Annotated in this window: 18 protein-coding genes; 6 read left to right on the forward strand and 12 right to left on the reverse strand. The window is 64.2% G+C overall.

The window, feature by feature from the left end; genetic code table 11:
• Positions 1-11 precede the first annotated feature (11 nt).
• Entirely contained in the window at positions 12-1,085 is a 1,074-nt protein-coding gene (locus tag P9230_RS04770) for a LacI family DNA-binding transcriptional regulator (protein WP_127239830.1), read from the reverse strand.
• Positions 1,086-1,223: 138 nt separating this feature from the next.
• Here P9230_RS04770 and P9230_RS04775 point away from each other — a divergent pair, with 138 nt between their 5' ends.
• Complete coding sequence (locus P9230_RS04775; protein WP_127323802.1) at positions 1,224-2,255, forward strand: hydroxyacid dehydrogenase; 1,032 nt, start codon at positions 1,224-1,226, stop codon at positions 2,253-2,255.
• Between the two features lie 227 nt (positions 2,256-2,482).
• Positions 2,483-2,788 (forward strand): hypothetical protein, encoded by a 306-nt coding sequence (locus tag P9230_RS04780; protein WP_095779425.1) that lies wholly within the window; start codon positions 2,483-2,485, stop codon positions 2,786-2,788.
• A 93-nt stretch (positions 2,789-2,881) separates the two neighbouring features.
• On the opposite strand, the gene otsB is transcribed toward P9230_RS04780, so the two are convergent.
• The 11 genes from otsB to P9230_RS04835 all read right to left on the reverse strand — a co-directional run bounded on the left by otsB (position 2,882) and on the right by P9230_RS04835 (position 15,830).
• Entirely contained in the window at positions 2,882-3,664 is a 783-nt protein-coding gene (otsB, locus tag P9230_RS04785) for a trehalose-phosphatase (RefSeq protein ID WP_127323520.1), read from the reverse strand.
• Positions 3,661-5,454: a trehalose-6-phosphate synthase gene (locus P9230_RS04790; RefSeq protein WP_067328827.1), complete on the reverse strand. Its 1,794-nt coding sequence runs from the start codon at positions 5,452-5,454 to the stop codon at positions 3,661-3,663. The genes otsB and P9230_RS04790 overlap by 4 nt, the downstream gene beginning before the upstream one ends.
• Positions 5,455-5,642: 188 nt before the next feature.
• Complete coding sequence (locus P9230_RS04795; protein WP_278117631.1) at positions 5,643-7,805, reverse strand: amylo-alpha-1,6-glucosidase; 2,163 nt, start codon at positions 7,803-7,805, stop codon at positions 5,643-5,645.
• Between the two features lie 40 nt (positions 7,806-7,845).
• Positions 7,846-8,904, reverse strand: a complete 1,059-nt coding sequence (locus tag P9230_RS04800; RefSeq protein ID WP_067328822.1) for a glycosyltransferase family 4 protein — start codon at positions 8,902-8,904, stop codon at positions 7,846-7,848.
• Between the two features lie 93 nt (positions 8,905-8,997).
• Positions 8,998-9,768, reverse strand: a complete 771-nt coding sequence (locus tag P9230_RS04805; protein WP_095824984.1) for an L-iditol 2-dehydrogenase — start codon at positions 9,766-9,768, stop codon at positions 8,998-9,000.
• Positions 9,769-9,807: 39 nt separating this feature from the next.
• Entirely contained in the window at positions 9,808-10,566 is a 759-nt protein-coding gene (locus P9230_RS04810; protein ID WP_095802296.1) for a glucose 1-dehydrogenase, read from the reverse strand.
• 40 nt (positions 10,567-10,606) lie between these two features.
• Positions 10,607-11,335, reverse strand: a complete 729-nt coding sequence (locus P9230_RS04815; RefSeq protein WP_095802295.1) for an SDR family oxidoreductase — start codon at positions 11,333-11,335, stop codon at positions 10,607-10,609.
• A 21-nt stretch (positions 11,336-11,356) separates the two neighbouring features.
• The gene (locus P9230_RS04820) at positions 11,357-12,610 is read right to left on the reverse strand and encodes an ABC transporter permease (RefSeq protein WP_066992162.1); all 1,254 of its coding nucleotides are present in this window, start codon (positions 12,608-12,610) and stop codon (positions 11,357-11,359) included.
• A complete protein-coding gene (locus P9230_RS04825) occupies positions 12,607-13,419 on the reverse strand; it encodes an ATP-binding cassette domain-containing protein (protein WP_066992159.1) in 813 nt (270 codons plus the stop codon). Before P9230_RS04825 ends, P9230_RS04820 begins: the two co-directional genes overlap by 4 nt.
• A 231-nt stretch (positions 13,420-13,650) precedes the next feature.
• A complete protein-coding gene (locus P9230_RS04830) occupies positions 13,651-14,718 on the reverse strand; it encodes a sugar ABC transporter substrate-binding protein (protein WP_066992156.1) in 1,068 nt (355 codons plus the stop codon).
• A 227-nt stretch (positions 14,719-14,945) separates the two neighbouring features.
• Positions 14,946-15,830: an AraC family transcriptional regulator gene (locus P9230_RS04835; protein ID WP_095829463.1), complete on the reverse strand. Its 885-nt coding sequence runs from the start codon at positions 15,828-15,830 to the stop codon at positions 14,946-14,948.
• A 273-nt stretch (positions 15,831-16,103) separates the two neighbouring features.
• Between P9230_RS04835 and P9230_RS04840 the strand changes: the two genes are divergently transcribed.
• From P9230_RS04840 to P9230_RS04855, 4 genes are all read left to right on the forward strand, one after another.
• Positions 16,104-16,706, forward strand: a complete 603-nt coding sequence (locus tag P9230_RS04840; RefSeq protein ID WP_066992153.1) for an ANTAR domain-containing response regulator — start codon at positions 16,104-16,106, stop codon at positions 16,704-16,706.
• Positions 16,703-17,935 carry a CmpA/NrtA family ABC transporter substrate-binding protein gene (locus P9230_RS04845; RefSeq protein WP_278117634.1) on the forward strand — a complete coding sequence of 411 codons (1,233 nt, stop codon included), beginning with the start codon at positions 16,703-16,705 and terminating at the stop codon, positions 17,933-17,935. Before P9230_RS04840 ends, P9230_RS04845 begins: the two co-directional genes overlap by 4 nt.
• A gap of 358 nt (positions 17,936-18,293) precedes the next feature.
• Positions 18,294-18,473, forward strand: a complete 180-nt coding sequence (locus P9230_RS04850; RefSeq protein ID WP_067329136.1) for a hypothetical protein — start codon at positions 18,294-18,296, stop codon at positions 18,471-18,473.
• Positions 18,474-18,535: 62 nt separating this feature from the next.
• Positions 18,536-19,837, forward strand: a complete 1,302-nt coding sequence (locus P9230_RS04855; protein WP_278117637.1) for a nitrate/nitrite transporter — start codon at positions 18,536-18,538, stop codon at positions 19,835-19,837.
• The last annotated feature ends 8 nt before the right edge of the window (positions 19,838-19,845 follow it).

Raw genomic sequence — 19,845 nt, forward strand, 5'->3', positions numbered from 1 at the left:
CGACATGGGGGTTATTGTCGGTCTCCTCCCCCGGAATGCGGGACGCTGCCTGGCGAGCCAACGGATTCCCGCATGAACACCTTGCAAGGTTCGAGCCGCGCCCTCGGCGGGCCGCGCTCGCCTTCGATCCTGCGAAACAAAACCTCCATTGCGTTGGCGGCGATCTCGCGCACCGGCTGCACCACCGCGGCGATCGCCGGCCACGTCACCTGCATCCATTCGGCGTCGTCGAAGCCGACCAGCGAGATGTCGTTTGGGCAGTGCCAGCCGCGCCGCCGAAACTCCGAAAGCGCCACCAGCGTGCCCTTCAGGAAGAGCGAATAGACCGCCGTAGGCCTGTCGCCGCCGTCTTCCCGCTGGCTGAAATAATCGCGAAGCAGCGTCCGCAAAGGCCCGACATCGCTTTCGCAGAGTACGACGTCGATCCGGATGTCGGGCGCAAGCTCAAGCGCCATCTTGCGAAACCCTTCGAGCCGGGCGCGCACGGTCGCCGCCTGCTGGCCGAGACCGACCACAAGAACATGACGATGGCCCTGGCTGACCAGCGCGCGCGCCACTTCGGCGCTTGCCGCAGCGCTGTCGGCCGAAACCGTGTCGAAGGCGTCATCGGCAAGCACGCGGTCAATCAGCACCCCTGTCATGCCGTTCGCTTTCATGAAACCAGCCGCCGGTCCGTGCTCGTTTCGCACCGGCGCCAGTACGACGCCGGCAACGCGCCAGTCATGCATGCGGGCGAGGATCTCCTTCTCACGTTGCTCCGATTCCCGGCTGGAGGCGGCGACCAGCGTATAGCCGCGTTGCTCGGCGAGGCCTTCGAGCTCGCTCACCATCTGGCCGAAGAACTCGCTTTCGAACTCCGGCATGATGGCGCCGATGATGCGACGCTTGGCCCTGCGCATATCCGAGGCGAGCGGATCGACGCGGTAGCCCAGAAGCTCGACGGCATCGAGGACGCGCTGCGCGTTTTCCGGTTTTACCGTGGTGACGCCGGAAAGAACCTTGGAAACAGTGGCCGCCGACACGCCCGCCTGGCTTGCCACATCGTGGATCGACGCGCGCCGCTGCTGGGCCTGCTGTTGCGCCATTAATCTTCTCCCGGAGGCGAGTGGTCGCCCTCTCGTTAACATAATCGATAAATCGATTTTTCGCTGTTGTAAATCGTTTCATCGGGAGTAAAAACGCTGATATGATTGATGCGATCCAATCGCGCCGGGAGGAAAATCATGTCCAACAAAGCCTCGCCGCTGGTGATCAGCGCACCCGAACCGCGCACGCTCGACCTGATCTTCACGCCGCCGCAGCTGGCGCGCTTCCGCAAAAGATATCGCATCGTCGAGACAACGCCGGAAGGCGTCTCGGAGTTGCCGACAGATGTGCTGGCCGAAGCCCGCTACATCGTCGGCCAGCCGCCGATCACCCCTCAGACGCTGGAGAGGTTGAAAGCGCTGCGCTGCATCTTCAACGTCGAGACCAATCTCATCAACAACATGCCCTATGAGACGCTGTTTGCCCGCGGCATTCACGTCGTCACCACCGGCCTGGTGTTCGCGGAGCCGGTGGCGGAACTCGGCCTTGCCATGGCGCTAAACTTGGCGCGCGGCATCGTCGATGCCGACCTCGCCTTCCGGCAAGGCGAGGAACTATGGGGCGGCGACGGCAACCAGACGGCGCGACTCCTCTCAGGTTCGGATGTCGGCATCATCGGCTTCGGCGATCTTGGCCGCGCTCTCAATCGGCTGCTGACCGGCTTCCGCACGCGCACCAAGGTCTTCGATCCCTGGCTGCCGCCTTCCGTGCTGGTGGAGCATGGCGTCGAGCCGGCCTCGCTCGACAAGGTGCTGTCGGAAAGCGATTTCGTTTTCGTCGTCGCCTCGGTGACCAGCGAGAACCAGGGTTTTCTCGGCGCCGACGCTTTCGCCAAGATGCGCCAGGGCGCCGCCTTCATCCTGCTCAGCCGCGCCGGCGTCGTCGATTTCCCGGCGCTGATGGAAGCGGTCAAAAGCGGCCATGTCGTTGCGGCCAGCGACGTGTTTCCCGAGGAGCCGCTGGCCAAGAACCACCCGGTGCGCTCGCTTTCCGGCTTTCTGCGCTCGGCACACCGCGCCGGCGCGCTCGACGTTGCCTTCAAGCGCATGGGCGACATGGTGCTGGAGGACATGGACCTCGTCGATCGCGGTCTGCCGCCGATGCGCTCCAAGCGCGCCGAGCGAGAGACCGTTTCGCGGATGCGCTCCAAGCCGGTCGACAGGAACTGATCGCGCCTCGTCGCCTGGAACATTAGCGTTCCTGCTACTGATTGCCGCCCTGAGTGTAATGCAACCAAAATTAACGGCCGGACCACGGAGAGTTTCGGCCCTCTCAGGACCATTTTTTTTCAGAATTTTTTTCTGCATTTCACGGGAATAGAGGAACTTTGATCCGGACCTTCCGTTGATGACACGATCGTTTCTCGAACGATCCAGAGAAACAGGAGGTTTATGTCATGAACATCAAGATGATCTGCCTTGGCGCAATGACCCTTTCGATGGTCGCCGGCTCGGCTCTCGCCGCTGGCGAAACCGGCACGTCGGCGCTGGATGACCCAGCCAAGATGCAGCCCTTCTACACCGACTCCAGCATGAAAACGATGGTCAGCAAGGACGCCTTCGTGAAGGCGTGGAAGGCAATGTCGCCGGAGGACCAGACCGCGATGATGACGGCTTGTGAGGACGAGGCCAAGAACGCCAATGCAGCCAACAGCCATCCGGAGTTCTGCAGCAGCGTCAAGGAGAACGGCGGCAGCAAGTAACCAATCAGTGCAGCTACCGACAAAACGGCCCCGTTGTGGGGCCGTTTTTGCGATCCCAGACGAAGGACCGTGACGCACTTTTCCCGAGATTGATCAGGCAACCAGATCGCTGCGGTCCGCCGGTTCGAAGCCGTCATTGAAATTCGCCGCGAGCCAGGCGATCGCGCTGGCGACATCGGCGATGGCGAAACGCGCCGCGGTCTCGCCCTGCGGTCTCACGCGGATCGAGATCCCGCCCGCGGCATTGACGGTCTCAAAACCGTTTTCGTCGGACGTGTCGTCGCCGAGGAATACCGGACGCCGTCCGGTGAAAGGTTCAAGCTGCATGAAGCGCCGGATTGCGGCGCCCTTGGCCGCCTCCAGCGGCATCAGTTCGACACCGGCATTGCCGGCAATTACGCGGTAGCCTTTCGGCAGCCGGGCAAGTGCTGTCTCGACCAGTTCCGTCGCGCGGGCCAGCAATTGCGGCGCCGCCCGCGTGTGGATGGCGAGCACCGGCCCCTTGCGCTCGACATAGACGGCCTTGCTTGCCAGCTCCAGCTCGATTTCGTCGGCAAGTGCAGCCATATCCGCCGGCTCGTCGGCGGCCTCGATTTGCCCGTCCGGTGTCAGCCTGTGCTCCAACCCGTAGAGGCCGGCGATCCGCAGCTTCAAAGGCTCGAACAGCCGGTCGACGGCCGCGATAGAGCGGCCGGTGATGAAGGCGAGCGCTCCATCCAGCCGGCGCTCGACCGTTTGCAGCAGCGAACGCAACTCCGCGCTGACCGCGACGCTATCTGGATGGGCGGCGTGCTCGAGCAAGGTGCCATCGATATCGAGGAAGAGCGCCCACCGGCCTTCGGGAAGCGGTGGTGTCAAATCTGCCTGGATGTTCATCGGAATCCGACTGCCTGTTTGCGTTCGAAGATAGAGACGACATTGTCGCCGTTGGTGTTTGCCGAGCGGTCGGACAAGGCCGTGACGCGGTCGAGCTCGCCGCGCTTCCTCAATCGCGCCGCGTCGAGCAGCATGCTGCCGGCCCAGCGATAGACATTGTTGTCGCGTACGATCTCGCGCATGCGGCGCATGCGCTCGCGCTGCTCGTCGGGCCCCATGACCAGCGCCTGCCGCATGGCTTCGCTCATCATCGCCGCGTCGTAAGGATTGACGATCAGCGCCTCGAGCAGTTCGCGCGAGGCGCCGGCAAACGTGCTGAGCAGGAGCACGCCCTCTTCGTCGTCGCGCGCGGCAACGAACTCCTTGGCCACGAGGTTCATGCCGTCATGCAGGCTGGTGACGAGGCAGATGTCGGCCGCGCGGTAGATCTTGTAGACGTCCTTCTGCGAGTGATGCTCGGCCACGAGCACGACCGGACGATAGCTGCCGTTGCCGTAGCGCTCGTTGAGTCCCTCGGCGAGCCGCTGGCATTCCTCATGCAGGTGCTTGTAGGCCGGCAATGTGCCCCGGCTCGGTGCGGCGACCTGCAGGAACACCGCCTTGCCGATCATTTCAGGGTAGCGGATGAACAGTTCCTCCAGCGCATGGAAGCGGTCGAGAATGCCCTTGGTGTAGTCGAGGCGCTCGACACCGACGCACAGCTTGGCGTCGGCTGGAATCCCGAACCGCTCGCGGATTTGCGCGCGGCATTCCTCGACCGGCGGCAGGCTCTTCAGGAGCTGCACAGGCCATTCGATAGAGATCGGGTAGGCGTGGACCAAAGTCGTCTGGCCGCCATAGGACACCGCGGCATCCGCCCGTTCGATCCGGCTCTCCATGAAGCGGTCGACGCTCTCGGTGAAGTTGTTGGCATGGAACTGGGTGTGGAAGCCGATGATCGAGCTGCCCAGCAGCCCATCCAGGATGCGCTCGCGCCACGGACAGATGCTGAACACTTCCGAGTTCGGCCACGGGATGTGCCAGAAGGTGATGACGATGGCCTCGGGCAGCCGCTCGCGGATCATGCGCGGCAGCAGCGCGAAATGATAATCCTGGACCAGCACGATCGGCCTCTCGTTGCGCGCCTCGGCAACCACCGTTTCGGCGAATTTGCGATTGACGGCCTCGTAGGCCGCCCAGTCCGACTCGCGGAAGATCGGTCGGGTAAAGGCTATATGGCAGAGCGGCCAAAGCCCTTCATTGGCGAAGCCGAGATAATAGCCCTGATATTCCTCATCGGTCAGCCAGACCCGGCGCAGGGCATAAGATGGATTTTCGGGCGGCACCTGTACCCGGTCGTGGCGGTCGACGACCTGACGATCCGCGCTGCCGCCGCCATAGGCGATCCAGGTGCCGGCGCAGGCGCGCGTGATCGGCTCCAGTGCCGAGACCAGTCCGCTCGCCGGCACGACGAGCTCGACATCGCCGTTCTCGTCCTCATTGTGGATGTAGGGCTCGCGGTTGGAGACGACGATGACCTGTGCGTCCGGCAGATCCTCGGCAAGGATCTTGCGCAGCGTCTCCGGTGACCAGGTGACGAGGGCGGCGTCGACCGACTGCCCGTTCTTCTCGAATTCGCGCAACACCTTGCGTGCGGCTTCCGATGCGACGTCCTCGCCCGCACCGGGCGTGTTCACAGCCGTTGCATGCTGGTGACGGTGCCTGGTTATTGAGACGAAGATCGCGAGAGCGCTGAGTCCGAGACTAGCTAGGATAAGGACCCACAAGAGGTCGACGCCATACTGTGCCATTGATGCCAGGTTGCCTCCGGCTGTCCGCTATTTTGTTTTCGTTCTTGCCGGCTGCGGAGAGGTGTGCCGGTTCCGGTTTGCAAACGCATAGGGCGCTCGTCGGTTCCGACATTTTTCGACTGCCGGATGCATTTGCGGAACTCCGCTCTCGTAACGGTTTTCCGTCCGGAATTGCGCAATCGACCCGTCTAAGTCCGCACAATCAGCGGCACCAGGCCCTCATGCCGATCGGCGAGGAAGGCAACGACGCGGTCCCCGACACGCTGGAAGGTGAGGTCGATAGTCTTATTGCCGACGGACAGATGCCGGAGCGTGAGCGTGTCGATACCGATAGGCATCCGTGGGCGGGTGACGCGCAACTCGCCTTTCCAACCGTCGATTTCCAGACCGAGGCAGGCCTGCATCAGCATGAAGGTGGAACCTGCCGACCAGGCCTGCGGCAGACAGGCGACAGGATAGGCGATCGGCGCCTCGCCTGGCGCCCGGGTGAAGCCGCAGAACAATTCCGGCAGCCGCATGTTGAAGTGCACGGCCGACTCGAACGTGCCGCTCATCAGCCGCACGACACTTTCGCGCTCGCCATAGCGCGAGAGGCCGACACCGCAGAGCGCCGTGTCGTGCGGCCAGATCGAGCCGTTATGGTAGGACATTGGGTTGAAGAAGATCGCGTCGTCCGCAAGCGTCCTCAGTCCCCAGCCGGAATGGAAGGAAGCCGACAGCAATTGATCGGCGACAATCTTGGCACGCTCCGGCTGCGGCAGCCCGGCATAGAGCAGATGCCCCGCATTTGACGTTCGCACCTTGCAGGGCTGGCCTTCGCCGTCGATCGCGATGGCGTAGAAGTTTAGATCCTCGATCCAGAAGTCACGCTCGACGGCGATCCGCATTTCCTCGGCGCGGTTCTCCCAATGTTCGGCATCGGCAAACTCGCCGCGGCGGCGTGCGAGCGCGGCAAGGCCGCGATAAGCGGCAAAGACATAGCCTTGCACCTCGACCAGCGCGATCGGTCCTTTGGGCATGCGGCCATCGGCATGGAAGACCGAGTCGACGCTGTCTTTCCAGCCCTGGTTGGCGAGGCCGGACTCCGCCGCGCGTTGGTAGGTGACGAAACCCGTTGCCCGGCTTGCCTCTTCCGTCCACTCGGCGGCCGCCTTGAGCGATGGCCAGAGCGTGTCGATGAAGGCCATGTCGCCGGTGCGGTCGGCATAGGCGCAGGCGAGATGAATGTAGAGCGGGGTCGTGTCGACGCCGCCATAATAGCGGCCGAAGGGAAGCTCGCGCAGTGCCGCCATTTCGCCCTTGCGCGTCTCATGCATGATTTTGCCTGGCTGGGAATCGATGAAGGGCGACGTCTCCGTCGCCTGATGTTCGGCAAGGAACGCCAGCACGCCGCGCGCGAGACCCGGATTGAGCCACAGCATCTGCAAGCCGGAGATCACGCCGTCGCGGCCGAAGGCCGTGGAGAACCACGGGATGCCGGCATAAGGATAAGGCCCGGTAGGAAGCTCGGTGGTAAGCAACGCGACATCCGCGCGGGCGCGTTCGACCCAATCGTTGAAGACGCGACCGGAGCTGTGGACCGTGGCGCCATGCCGACGCTTGGCGCGCATGGCAAAACGCGCGCGTGCGGCAGCGGCCCGGAACCGGTCGCGATTCGGCGTTTCGGCAACTTCCGGGCCCACCTCGACATAAAGCACCTTGCTGCTGCGCTTGGTCACCGCGATCAGGAAGTCGGCTCGATTGTCGCTCAGTTGGTCGGGAGCCTGCGAGAAGGAGATTGCCGACAGGCGCGGCAGGCCGTCGAGACCGTCATAGCCGAGCATAACGGATGCCTTGTCGGTCTTCGCCAGATGGACCGTTCCGCGTTTCGGCCGTGTCGAGCCGCGCACCTCGAACATGTCGCGGAAGTCGGCGGCGAAATGCAAGGAGATGGCGATGGTCGAATGCTCGCGGCTGTAGTTGGAAAGCGTGATGCGATCGAATAGCCTGTCCTGCCAGATCAGCCTGACGCGCTCGATATGGATCGCGCCTTGCGGAATGTCGCGGCCGGCGGCGCTCTGTATCGGCAAGTTGGTGAGGTTGCTGGTGAAGAGAACATTGTCCTGGCTGAGCGAGGCGCCGAGCAGCGACATCGGCCTGCCGCCGATCGTCAGGCGGAACTCGGAAAGAACGCGCGTGTCGTCGCGAAAGAAACCGTCGCCGGCGCCCCTGATGTCACCATAGGCGTCGGTGACCGCGAAACAATCGCCCTGTTTGAGCGCGAACAGCCGGTGCGGCTCCCGCGGCGCCGTTTCGTCGAGCGAGGCAAGGGCTACGGCGGGATCGAGCTTGCGCTCGTCGAGCTGCGTCATTCGTCACCTCTTCGCTTGCCCCGCCCCAAGAGAATGCCGATCAGGAGGCTCTCGCCTCCTGGATGCCGATCAGGCGCATATAGGCGGCAAGATAGTCGCGCGCCATCCTGGTGGCTGAAAACCGCTTTTCGAAGACCACTCTCACCTGCCGTCGGTCCAGTCCGAGCAGGACCGGCATCGCAGCGACCGCATCATCGACAGAGTCCACGACAAAGCCGGTCACGCCCTGGTCGATGAGCTCCGGCAGGGCGCCGCAGTTCCAGGCGATTACCGGCGTGCCGCAAGCCATCGCCTCGATCGGCGCCAGGCCGAACGGCTCCGGCCAGTCTATGGGAAACAGCAGGCCCGCGGCATTGCCAAGAAACTCGGCCTTCTCGTGTTCCGCGATCTCGCCGACATAGTCGACCCGGTCGCCGTCGACGAGCGCCTCGATCTCGTCGTGAAAATAGGCGCGATCGTCATCGCCGATCTTGGCCGCCAGCTTAAGCTTCAAACCGGAACTTCGCGCGATCTCGATCGCTCGATCCGGGCGCTTGTCGCGAGACAGCCGGCCCAGGAAAGCCAAATAGGGTTCCTCGGCCGAGGGATTGTAGGTGGGCTGATACGCATCGACCGGAATGCCGTGATGGATCGTCGCCAGCCAGTTGGCGTCGGGCAATCCGCGCTTCTGGCTGTGCGAGATGGAGATCATCGGAAAGCGCGGGAAGCGCTTGTAGGCCGGCGCCAGGTCGACATAGTCGAGCCGGCCATGCGGGGTCGTCACCGTTCGCCCCGCCATGTGTTCGAAGAATGGAAAATGCACGAAATGGCTGAGATGGAAGTGGATGACGTCGAACTCGTCCGCCCGCTCGCGCACCTGGCAAAGCATCGCCATATGCGCCGCAATCTCGGACTTTTTCGGCCGCGGATCAAGACGGATCGCCTGGTCGCGACCGGGCACCAGCCGCGCCGAGGTCTCACTGTCGCCGCTGGCGAACAGGGTCACTTCGTGCCCGACTTCCACCAGCGCTTCGGTGAGATAGGACACGATCCGCTCGGTGCCGCCATATAGTTTCGGCGGCACGGATTCGTAGAGCGGCGCGACATGAGCGATGCGCATGGTTCCCTCAAACGGTTGATGGGAACCAAAATGCGTCAGCCGCCAGATCGTTCCTGCCCGATTGTCGCAGGCGGGGCCTCGAGCTTCGGCCAATCAACTCATCCAGTTGCCGCCGTCCACATTGAGCGTCTGCGCCACGACGTAGTCGGCCTCGCTCGATGCCAGGAAGACGGCCGCACCCCGGTAATCGTCGGGATCGCCCATGCGTCCGGCCGGCACCGCCAGCCCGACCTGCCGCTTCTTCTCGCCGATCGGCAGGTTCTCGTAGCGCGCGAACAGCGCGTCGACCTGGTCCCACATCGGCGTGTCGACCACACCCGGCGCGATGCCGTTGACGTTGATGCCGTGCTTGATCAGCGCAAGGCCGGCCGACTGCGTGATGCTGATTACGGCGGCCTTGGTGGCGCAGTAGACGGCGACCAGCGCCTCGCCGCGCCGACCCGCCTGCGAGGCCATGTTGATGATCTTCCCCTTGCGCCCCTGGGCGACCATACGCTTGGCCACCGCCTGCAGCGTGAACAACAGCCCTTTCACATTGACCGAGAATTGCAGGTCGAAGCTTTTCTCCGAAATCTCGAGAAGCGGCCCCATGTCGAAGACGGCGGCATTGTTGACCAGGATGTCGATCCCGCCATGCGTCCTCGTCACCGAAGCGACCATCGCCTCGATCGAGGCGTGGTCGCGCACGTCGAGTTGCAGAGCGGTAGCTTTGCCTTCGAGCTCGCGCGCAAGTGCTTCCGCCTTGTCTAGTGCCATATCGGCGATGACGACATGGGCGCCTTCGGCGGCGAAACCGCGCACGATGGCTGCGCCGATCCCTTGCGCGCCGCCGGTGACGACGGCGACCTTGTCCTTGAGTTTCATGGCAATTCTCCTGTCTCAGCGCCCTGGCTCAGCGCCATCTCAGCGTGTGGTATAGCCGCCGTCGATGACCAGCACCTCGCCGGTCACATAGCTTGAGGCGGGAGAGCACAGGAAAAGTGCGGCCGCCGCAACTTCTTCCGGCTGGCCGACGCGGCCCATCGGCGTCATGCCGCGCCAGATCGGGAACCATTCCGGATTCTCGATGCCGCCGCGCGAAAGGTCCGTTTCGATATAGCCGGGCGCGACGGCGTTGACGCGGATGTTATCGGCCGCCACCTCGCTGGCGAGGCTCTTGGTCATCATGTGCACCGCCGCCTTGGAACTGTTATAGGCAACCTGGTTCTGGGGAATGTTGGAGACGATGCCAGAAATCGAGCCGACATTGAGGATCGCGCCGCCTCCCTGGCGCCGCATCGGCGCCAGCGCCGCCCTGCAGCAGCGGAAGACGGCATCGACATTGATCGCCATCGTCTGCCGCCAGATGTCCTCCGGATAGTCGCCGCTGTCGCCATGGATGGCGATGCCGGCGCTATTGACCAGGATGTCGAGGCGGCCGGCCTTGGCGAGCGTGTCGGCGACCAGCCTGTCCGGCGCTTTCTCGTCCAGCATCTCGGCGGCGTGAAAGTCGAAGGCGAGGCCCGCGAGTTCCTGCCGCGCATCATCCTTCATCGTCCGGCCCGCAACGACGACGCGTGCGCCGGCTTCGCCGAGCGCCTTCGCGATGGCGAGGCCGATGCCGCGCGTGCCGCCGGTCACCAGCGCGACCCTGTCGTCCAGTCGGAAGCGGTCGAGGATCATGGCGGCGGTTCCGTTCTGTGAGGGCCGGTCGGCGAGCCGCTCAGATGTCCACGCTCTGCGGCAGGATGACGAGGTCGCGAATGGTGATGTTGCGCGGTCGCGTCAGCATGAACAGCACGGCGTCCGCCACTTCCTTCGCCTCCATCAGGCTGCCGGCGGCGAGCGCTTCTTCCATCTTGGCCTTTGGCCAGTCGCTGAGCAGCGCCGTCACCACCGGACCGGGAGCGACTGCACCGACGCGAATGCCGTGCTTCAGCACCTGGCGCCGGACCGTATGGACGAATGCCTGCACGGCGAATTTCGAGGCGGTGTAGATCGGCTCCCAGACCACGGGAACGAAGCCGGCCACCGAACTGGTGACGATGATATCGCCCTTCTTCCGCTCGATCATATGCGGCAGCACGGCGTGCACCGTGCGGAACACGGCGTTGACGTTGAGGTTGAGCATCCTATCCCACTGATCGGGGTCGCCCGATGCCACCTCCCCGCCGACATAGGCGCCGGCATTGGCATGGAAGATGTCGAGTTGGCCCGCTCTTTCGAGGATCTCGGGCATCATGCGGTTGACGCTCGCCGGATCGAGCAGGTCGGTGACAACCGCATAAGCATTGTCGCCGAGCTCCGCGGCAAGTTCCTGAAGCCGGTCCTCGGCCCGGTCGACTAGGAAGACCTTTGCGCCGGCGGCGAGCATGGTGCGGGCGCATTCCAGCCCGATGCCCGAGGCAGCGCCAGTGATTGCGGCAACCTTGCCGGAAAGACTTTCAGACATTGCGATCCTCTTCGATAGGCCTCAGGCGCGGCCGTGTGAAACACGCGAGCGGCGGGCGAGAGAATCGACGATGACCGCGATCGCCAGCACGCAGCCGGTGATCATGTACCGGAGCGAGGATGACAGATCGAGCAGCGTCAGGCCGCTTGCGATGGATTGGATGACGATGATGCCGAGCAGCGCCGAATAGGCGCTGCCGCGGCCGCCGAACAGGCTGGTGCCGCCGATGACGGCCGCCGCGATGGCGTTGAGATTGACGTCGCCGGTGCCGGCCTGCTGGCTGGCGGTTGCCAGGCGTGCTGCCGAGAGCAGGCCGCCCGTCGCCGCCAGCGTGGCGCAGAGCGCGAAGGCGCTGGCGTAGATCAGCCGGACATTGATGCCGGCGCGACGCGCCGCTTCGCGGTTGCCGCCGACAGCGGTCATTGAGCGGCCCCATTGGGTGCGCTTCAGCGCATAGTTCATCGCCACGACCAGGCCGACGAACAACGCGAACATCCAGGGCACGCCGCGCGACAGGTTGAGGTAGTAAGCCACCAGTTCGAGCGCGACCGTGATCGCGACCGCCTGGAGCAGCAGCCCGCCCAGCGAACGCGATGACAGGCCGGCGGCCTGGCGGCGTTGCGCCTTGCGATAGCCGAGAGCCAGGGCAAGCACGCCGGGCACGACGGCCAAAGTGTGCGACACCCAGTGCGGCATCACCAGGAGCTGGCCGAAATTCACCAGCGGCGAATCGTAAGGCAGGTTGATCGAGCCCGTCGGGCCGAGGATGTAGAGCTGCAATCCTAGGAAGGCGAGCAGGCCCGAAAGCGTCGAGACGAAGCTTGGCATGCCGAGCCTGTTGAGCAGCAGCGCGTAGACGCAGCCGGTCACGAACCCGACCGCCATCGCCGCCAGCATGGCAAGCGCGACCGGCCAGCCCCACTGCACCCACAGCACGCCGAGCAGCGCGGAGGCCAGGCCGCTGACAGACCCGACGGACAGGTCGATCTCGCCCACCATCAGCACGCAGACGATGCCGAGCGAGATGATGCCGACCGTCGAGCAGTCGAACAAAAGATTGACCAGATTGTTCGGCGACAGGAATACCGGGTTGAGCGTCTGGAAGATGGTGCAGATCAAAACCAGCCCGACAACCACGGGCAGCGAGCCGAGATCGCCGGAGCGGACGCGGTCGAGGAAGCCCCTGATGGCGCCCTTGGCGCCGCTGCGATCCTTCAGCCGTTCGTCGCTGCGATCGAGCAGCGCGCCGGGATTGCGGTCGGACGCCGTGGTCATGGCTGTTCTCCTTGCGCTTTCTCGGCCGTGCGCCTGCCGCGCCGCGAGACCGCATTGTCGTCGGCGCCGGTGATCGCCGTGACCAGCTCCTGATTGGAGGCGCCGGGCAGGAAGATGCCGTTGTTGCGGCCGAGCCTCAGCACCACGATGCGGTCGGCCACGGCGCGCACGTCCTCCATGTTGTGGCTGATCATGACGACGCCCAGCCCGCGATCCCGCACGCGCTCAATGAGATTCAGCACTTCAGCGGTCTGCGCGACGCCGAGTGCGGCGGTGGGCTCGTCGAGGAGGATCACGCGCGGCTCCATCAGCAGCGAGCGGGCGATCGCCACCGTCTGCCGCTGCCCGCCCGACAGCGACGCCACCGGCTCGCGCACGCTGGGAATCCGTGCCGAGAGCTCGTTGAGCAGTGTCCAGGCGCGGACCTCCATCGAGACCTCGTCGAGGCGAAGCGGATGAAGCTCGCGGCCGAGAAAGATGTTGGCCACGACGTCGAGGTTTTCGCAGAGCGCGAGATCCTGGAAGACGGTGGCGATGCCGAGCTTCAGCGCCGCGGCGGGATTGGCAAGCGTCACCGGCTGGCCGTCGAAAGTGATCGAGCCCGAGCTCGGCATATGCGCGCCGGCCAGGATTTTCACCAGCGTCGACTTGCCGGCGCCGTTGTCGCCAACCAGGGCTACGATTTCCCCGGCATTGATGTCGAGATCGACGTCGGTGAGAGCCGACACCGCGCCGAAATTCTTCGAGATGCCGCGCAGGCTAAGCACCGGCGGACGGCTCGTCGTGGGCGGTGCGTCGGGTATTGCCATTGCGTGTCTCTCTTCCCGCGTTTTGGTCGATCTGTCCGGCCGCCAGGAGGGAGCGGCCGGACACACCCGGCTCTCAGCCCTGACGGGCCAGCCGAGCATATCGCAGGCGACGCGGCTGCGCCGCATCGCTTTGGGAGACGATGCGGCTTCAGCCGCCTCGCTCCTCGAAGACGATGCACCCTTGGGCCGCATCGCTTCTGGCAGACGATGCGGCTTCAGCCGCATCGCTCCTTATTGAATGCCGAGCTTCTTGCAGCCTTCGGCGTAGCGGTCGGTGCAGAGCTGGGCTGCGGTCTGGATCTTCTTGTCGATGATTTCGGCCTTCAAATTCTCCTGCGTCACCACCGCCGGCACGAAGAGTTGCGAGGGCGTATCGTACAGCGTTGTCTCGGCTTTCGGAGTCTCGCCCTTGAGAAGCTGCACAGCAACGTTTGCCGCCGCCGCGGCGACGATTTCGCTCGGCTTGGAGATAGTGTTGTACTGGTCGCCGGCAATGATGAGCTGCAAGGCGGCGATCGTCGCGTCGTTGCCCGTCACCGGCGGCACCGGATCGACGCCGGCTGCCTTGAAGGCGGCAATGGCGCCGCCGCCCGTGCCGTCGTTGGCGGCGACCACGCCGACGATCTTGTTGCCGAAGCGCGAGATCTGTCCCGCCGCCCATTGCTGGGCATTCGAAGGCGCCCAGTTCGGCGTGTCAAACTCGGCGAGCGTCTTGTAGCTGCCGGTCTTGAGACCCTCATGGATGCCGTCCTTGATCAGGCCCGCCGCGGCGTCGGTCGGCGAGCCGTTGATCTGCAGCACGCCGACATCGCCGTCGCTCGACACGCCCTTGGCCTTGAGATGCTCGACCAGCGAGGCGGCGATCGCCTTGCCGATGGCCTTGTTGTCGAACGATACATAGAAATCGGCCTTGGCCGTGGGGATCGGACGGTCATAGGCGATCACCTTGACGCCCTGAGCCTGCGCATTGTGCACCAGCGAGGCCGCCGCCGCCGAATCGACCGGGTCGAGCACGACAACCTTCGCGCCCTGGGTGATGACGGAGTTGAACTGCTGCTGCTGCTTGGTGACGTCGGCGTCGGCATTGAGATAGAGCACCTTGCAGCTGTCGCAAAGCTTCTTCATTTCAGCGACGAAGCCCGGATGATCATGCTCTTCGTAACGCGTCGAGCCCTGGTCGGGCATCAGGAACGCGACCGTGGAGCCGGCGATATCCTGCGCATTGGCAAAAGTCGCCCCAAGAGCGAGGCTCGAGACGGCCATCGCGGCTGCTGTCAATCTGGACACGTATCTGGACATAAGGTCTTCTCCAATTCCCATTGTGTGATCTAAACGGACTTCGACATCGAGCCGCGGATGCTGCTCGCGCACCCCATCGGAAGTCCAGTGAACTCGTGCAGCAGCCTCACGGCTTCCTCCCGCTGGCATGACACGAGGAAATACTCGTCCATCGCTGGTTCGCTTGCGCGACCCACCGCTTCGTCCTGGTTCTTGTCTAAGGCTTGTTTCTCCTCCCGAACTCCTTTCTATGCGGCGCGCGCGGCCGCGAAATTATCCGCAACCAATCTCCTGAACTGCGAGGGCGGCATGCCCTTCTCGGCCAGGAACTGGCGATTGAAGTTCGACAGATTGTTGAAGCCGACCTCGAAGCAGATGTCCGAGATCTGCGCCTCTTCGTCGCTCATCAGGATCTGGCAGGCGAGATTGATGCGCAGCCGCTTGATGTACTGCAGCAGCGACATGCCGGTATGCTTGCGAAACGAGCGCGAGAAGGCGCTCGGCGTCTGTCCCGCGATTGCCGCCAGATCGCCTTCGTTGAATTGCTGGGTCAGGTTCTCGCGGATATAGGCGAGCGCCTGGTTCATGCCCGCAGACATGTATCCGGACGGGTCCGGCAGATAGTTCTCGCTGGCGAGCACGCGCGGCGTAGTTTCGCGGCTCAGTGCCTCCATGATCGACATGAACAGGCTGATCCTGTGAACGCCGTAAGCATGAGTGATCTCCGCCAGCAACGGCATGACCGCCCTGCTCACACTGGCGCTGAACAGGACGCCGCGCCGCGCGAGCTCGAGCAGTGGCGAGACCGCGCCAAGCTCGGGAAAAGTGACGATCGCGCCGCCGATGAATTCCTCGCTGAACTGGACCAGCCTGCAGCGCAGCGGAACTGACTGACCTTCCGGAACCTCGCTGATCCAGTTGTGCGGCAGGTTCGGACCGGTGAGAACGAGGTTGCCGACCTCGAACTCGCCGATGAAGTCGCCGACGAAATAGCGGCCCTTGGTCGCGACGATCTGGTGCAGTTCGTATTCCGGATGAAAATGCCAGCGCACCGTATGGTAGGGATAGCCATGCCACCTCACCGCGAACGACTCGCCAGGCCTTATCTGTATGACTTCCAGATCGGGTCCCATCGATTCCTCCCGCAGGCTGTGCCAGCCTTCGAACCGCGGCCGTTTGTTCCGGCTCATCTAGGGTCAGGATAGCGGCGGCCAAGGATGTGCGCCACCTCGCCACGCCGCGCCGACTGATACGTTTTTGACCTTTTTGGCCCAGCGAAAAACCTGCCTTCGAAAATTAGAAGCTTCGAATATCGGCGACTGGCCGGCGGCGTCTGGGCGAGGGAAAGTCGCCGCGGACCACGCTACCGCATTGCACAATTCCGGCCGGGCTGCACAATAGGGCGCATGTCCGCTGGTTCGTTGACCATCCTTGTTATCGACGAGAACCGCATCCGCGCCTCGATCATTGAGGCCGGATTGCGGGACGCCGGCCATCGCCATGTCACCGTTGTTCATGACGTGGCCGGCATTGCCAAGCGCATCGCCGAGATCGAGCCGGATGTCATCGTCATCGATCTCGAAAACCCCAACCGCGACATGCTGGAGAACATGTTCCAGCTTTCGCGAGCAGTGAAACGGCCGATCGCTATGTTCGTCGACCGCTCCGACCGGGCCTCGATCGAGGCGGCGGTCGAAGCCGGCGTGTCCGCCTATGTGGTCGACGGGCTGAAGAAGGAGCGCATCAAGCCGATTCTTGACATGACGATCAGCCGCTTCAACGCCTTCTCGCGCATGGCGCGCGAACTGGAGGAGGCGCGCAGCGAGCTCGAGAACCGCAAGGTCGTCGATCGCGCCAAAGGCATATTGATGAAGTCGCGCGGCTTGAGCGAGGAGGCCGCTTACGCGCTTCTTCGCAAGACCGCCATGAACCAGAACCGCAAGATCGCCGACATCGCCCAGAGCCTGGTGACGGCGGCGGGATTGCTGGGCCCGCTGGAGGGCGAATGAGCAAGACTGCCGCGCACCAGATCACCGCCGGCTTCATGCCGCTCTTCGACAGCGCCGTCCTCGTAGCAGCCGGCGAGATGGGCTTTGCCACCCGCGAAGGCATCGAGCTCAAGCTGCATCGCGAGACCTCGTGGGCCAACATCCGAGACCGCATCGCCATCGACCATTTCGACGTGGCACATATGCTGGGGCCGATGCCGCTCGCCTGCAGCCTCGGCCTCACGCCGCTTGCCTCGGAGACCATAGTGCCCTTCTCGCTCGGGCTTGGCGGCAACTGCGTCACCGTCTCCAATGCGGTGTGGCAAGGCATGTCGGCGCACGGGGCCGCGCCCGATCTCGATCCGGCGCGCGCCGGGACGGCGCTTGGCGCTCTCATCCGCGAGCGGGCGGCCGCCGGCCGCGAGCCTTTGCGTTTCGCCGTCGTCCATCCGCATTCCGGGCATAATTACGAGCTGCGCTACTGGCTCGCCGCCTGCAGCATCGATCCCGACCGCGATGTCGAGATCGTCATCGTGCCGCCGCCCTTCATGGCCGATGCGCTCTCCGCCGGCCGCATCGACGGCTATTGCGTCGGAGAGCCCTGGAACAGTGCCGCCGTCGCCGCCGGCACCGGCCGCATCGTCACCGTCAAGGCGCTGCTGTGGCGCAACAGCCCGGAAAAGGTGATCGGCGCGCGCAGAAGCTGGGCCGAGGAAAACCCCGACGCGCTGGCGGCGCTGCTGAGAGCGCTGCATCACTCCGCGCGCTGGTGCCAGGATCCGGTGAACCGCGACGCGCTGGCCGCGCTGATGGCCAAGCCTGCGTTCCTCGGGCAGCCGGAGGCGATCCAGATGCCGGCACTCACCGGGCGACTTCAGCTCGGCGGCGGCCCGGATCGCAGCGTTGAGGCTTTCTTCCTGCCCTTCGACAAGGCGGCGAACTTTCCCTGGAAGAGCCATGCGCTCTGGTTCTACACGCAGATGGTGCGCTGGGGACAATTGCCGCATACACCGCAAAACCTAGCGATCGCCCGCGACTGCTACCGGCCCGATCTCTACCGCTCGGCGCTGAAGCCGCTCGGCGTGGCCCTGCCCGGCGCCAACGCCAAAGTGGAAGGCGCGCTGAAGACCGCGACGCCGGTCGGCTCGGCCGGGGCGAGCCTTGTGCTCGGCCCGGACGGGTTCTTCGACGGCCAGATCTTCGATCCCGATCGGATCGATGCCTACATCGCGGCCCAGAATCGCGACTGATCATTTGCGCGCCATTCTTGTGCATTGCACAAAATTTGTGCGCCCTGCCCGCTCCGTTGATCAACGTTTGACCGTGTCTCGGCTCGGCCGGGCCGGCGCCTGAAGCGCCTACCGCTTTGATTCTCCTGGAAATCCGTCTTCCACGCAAAACTGGCACGCTTCGTGCTTTAAGATAATCGCGCCCCTCGCGGGCAATAGAACAGGCGTCCAATGGCGGGCGCCACAGGCGAAGCTGCCGCTCAGGTCGACGCGCGATCCCGGATGTACGGACGCGACAGGCCTGGTCGGCAGCTTTTTTGTTTTGGACCGAAACGCAATCGACGGCGCCGATCCCAGGCGGCGCCGAACGGAGACGACGATGACGAAACGGATCGGAACTGGCGCTTCCCTGAAGGACTTCACCCGCCGCGATTTCCTGGCGAGCAGCATCCTGACGGCGGTGCTGTTCGCCGCCGCGCTCCTGTTGTTCCCAACCAATCACAACAGAGAGGCCAAGGGTCCGCAAGTGACCGCGCAGATCCCAGCCTCGGCGCGCTGACCGATGCCGAGCCTCTGATCAACACAACACGCGGTGCCTCCACGCCGCAAACGGAGCCGACCATGACCGCAAACCTCCAAGCCGCGCCCAGCCAGGACAGTAGCTCCCGGCAGGCGCTCCTCATCTCCACTATCGCCTTCACCGTCTGCTTCGCGGTGTGGACGATCTTCTCCATCATCGGCGTGCGTATAAAGCAGGAGCTCGGCTTGAACGAGACCGAGTTCGGACTGCTGGTCGGCACGCCGATCCTCACCGGCTCGCTCGTGCGAATGGTGCTCGGCGTCTGGACCGACCGCTACGGCGGCAGGCTAGTTTACACCATGACCATGCTCGCGGCGGCGGTCGCGACCTTCCTGCTCGCCTTTGCACACACCTATGAGCAGATGCTGGTCGCGGCGCTCGGCGTCGGGCTTGCCGGCGGCTCCTTCGCGGTCGGCGTCGCCTATGTCTCGCGCTTCTTCCCCGCGCGCAAACAAGGCACAGCTCTCGGCATCTTCGGCGTTGGCAATGTCGGCGCCGCGGTCACCAAGTTCTTGGCGCCGCTCGTGCTGATTGCCTGGGGCTGGCAGTCGGTCGCGCTGATCTGGGCCGCGGCGCTGGTTGTCATGGCCGGCGTGTTCTGGTTCATGACCAGCGACGATCCGGTCATCCGCGAGCGCCGTGCCGGTAAGGCAGTAACGGCGAGAAGCTTCTGGCAGGAATTCGCGCCGCTGAAGAACCTTCAGGTCTGGCGCTTCGCCTTCTACTACTTTTTTTCCTTCGGTGCGTTCGTGGCGCTGTCGCTCTGGCTGCCGCGCTATCTGATTGGCGTCTATGGCTTTGGCATCGCCACCGCCGGCATGATCGGAGCCGCCTATTCGATCCCCGCAAGCATTTTCCGCGCTTATGGCGGCGTGCTTTCCGACCGCATCGGCGCCCGTACCGTGCTCTATTGGACCTTCGCCGTATCTGCCGTCGCGACCCTCGTTCTGTCTCTCCCCTCGACAGATTACGTCGTGCGCGGCATCAGCGGGCCGATCCCGTTCCATGTCGAGATCGGCCCGCTCGCCTTCATCGCCGTCGCCTGCGTGCTCGGCTTCTTCATGAGCCTCGGCAAGGCCGCCGTCTACAAGCACATCCCCGTTTACTACCCGCAGAGCGTCGGCGCGGTCGGCGGGGTGGTGGGCATGATCGGCGGCCTCGGCGGCTTCATCCTGCCGATCGCCTTCGGCGCGCTGAACGACCTCACCGGCGTCTGGTCGAGCTGCTTCATGCTGCTCTTCGTCATCGTGGTCTCGTGCCTTCTCTGGATGCACGCCACCATCCGCCGGATGGAGCGCGCGGCCGCCGTGAAGCCCGCGCCCCTCACCTACGCCGCCGAATAGATCGAGGC

It is taken from the genome of Mesorhizobium sp. WSM4887 (genome assembly GCF_029625865.1).
Taxonomy (GTDB): domain Bacteria; phylum Pseudomonadota; class Alphaproteobacteria; order Rhizobiales; family Rhizobiaceae; genus Mesorhizobium.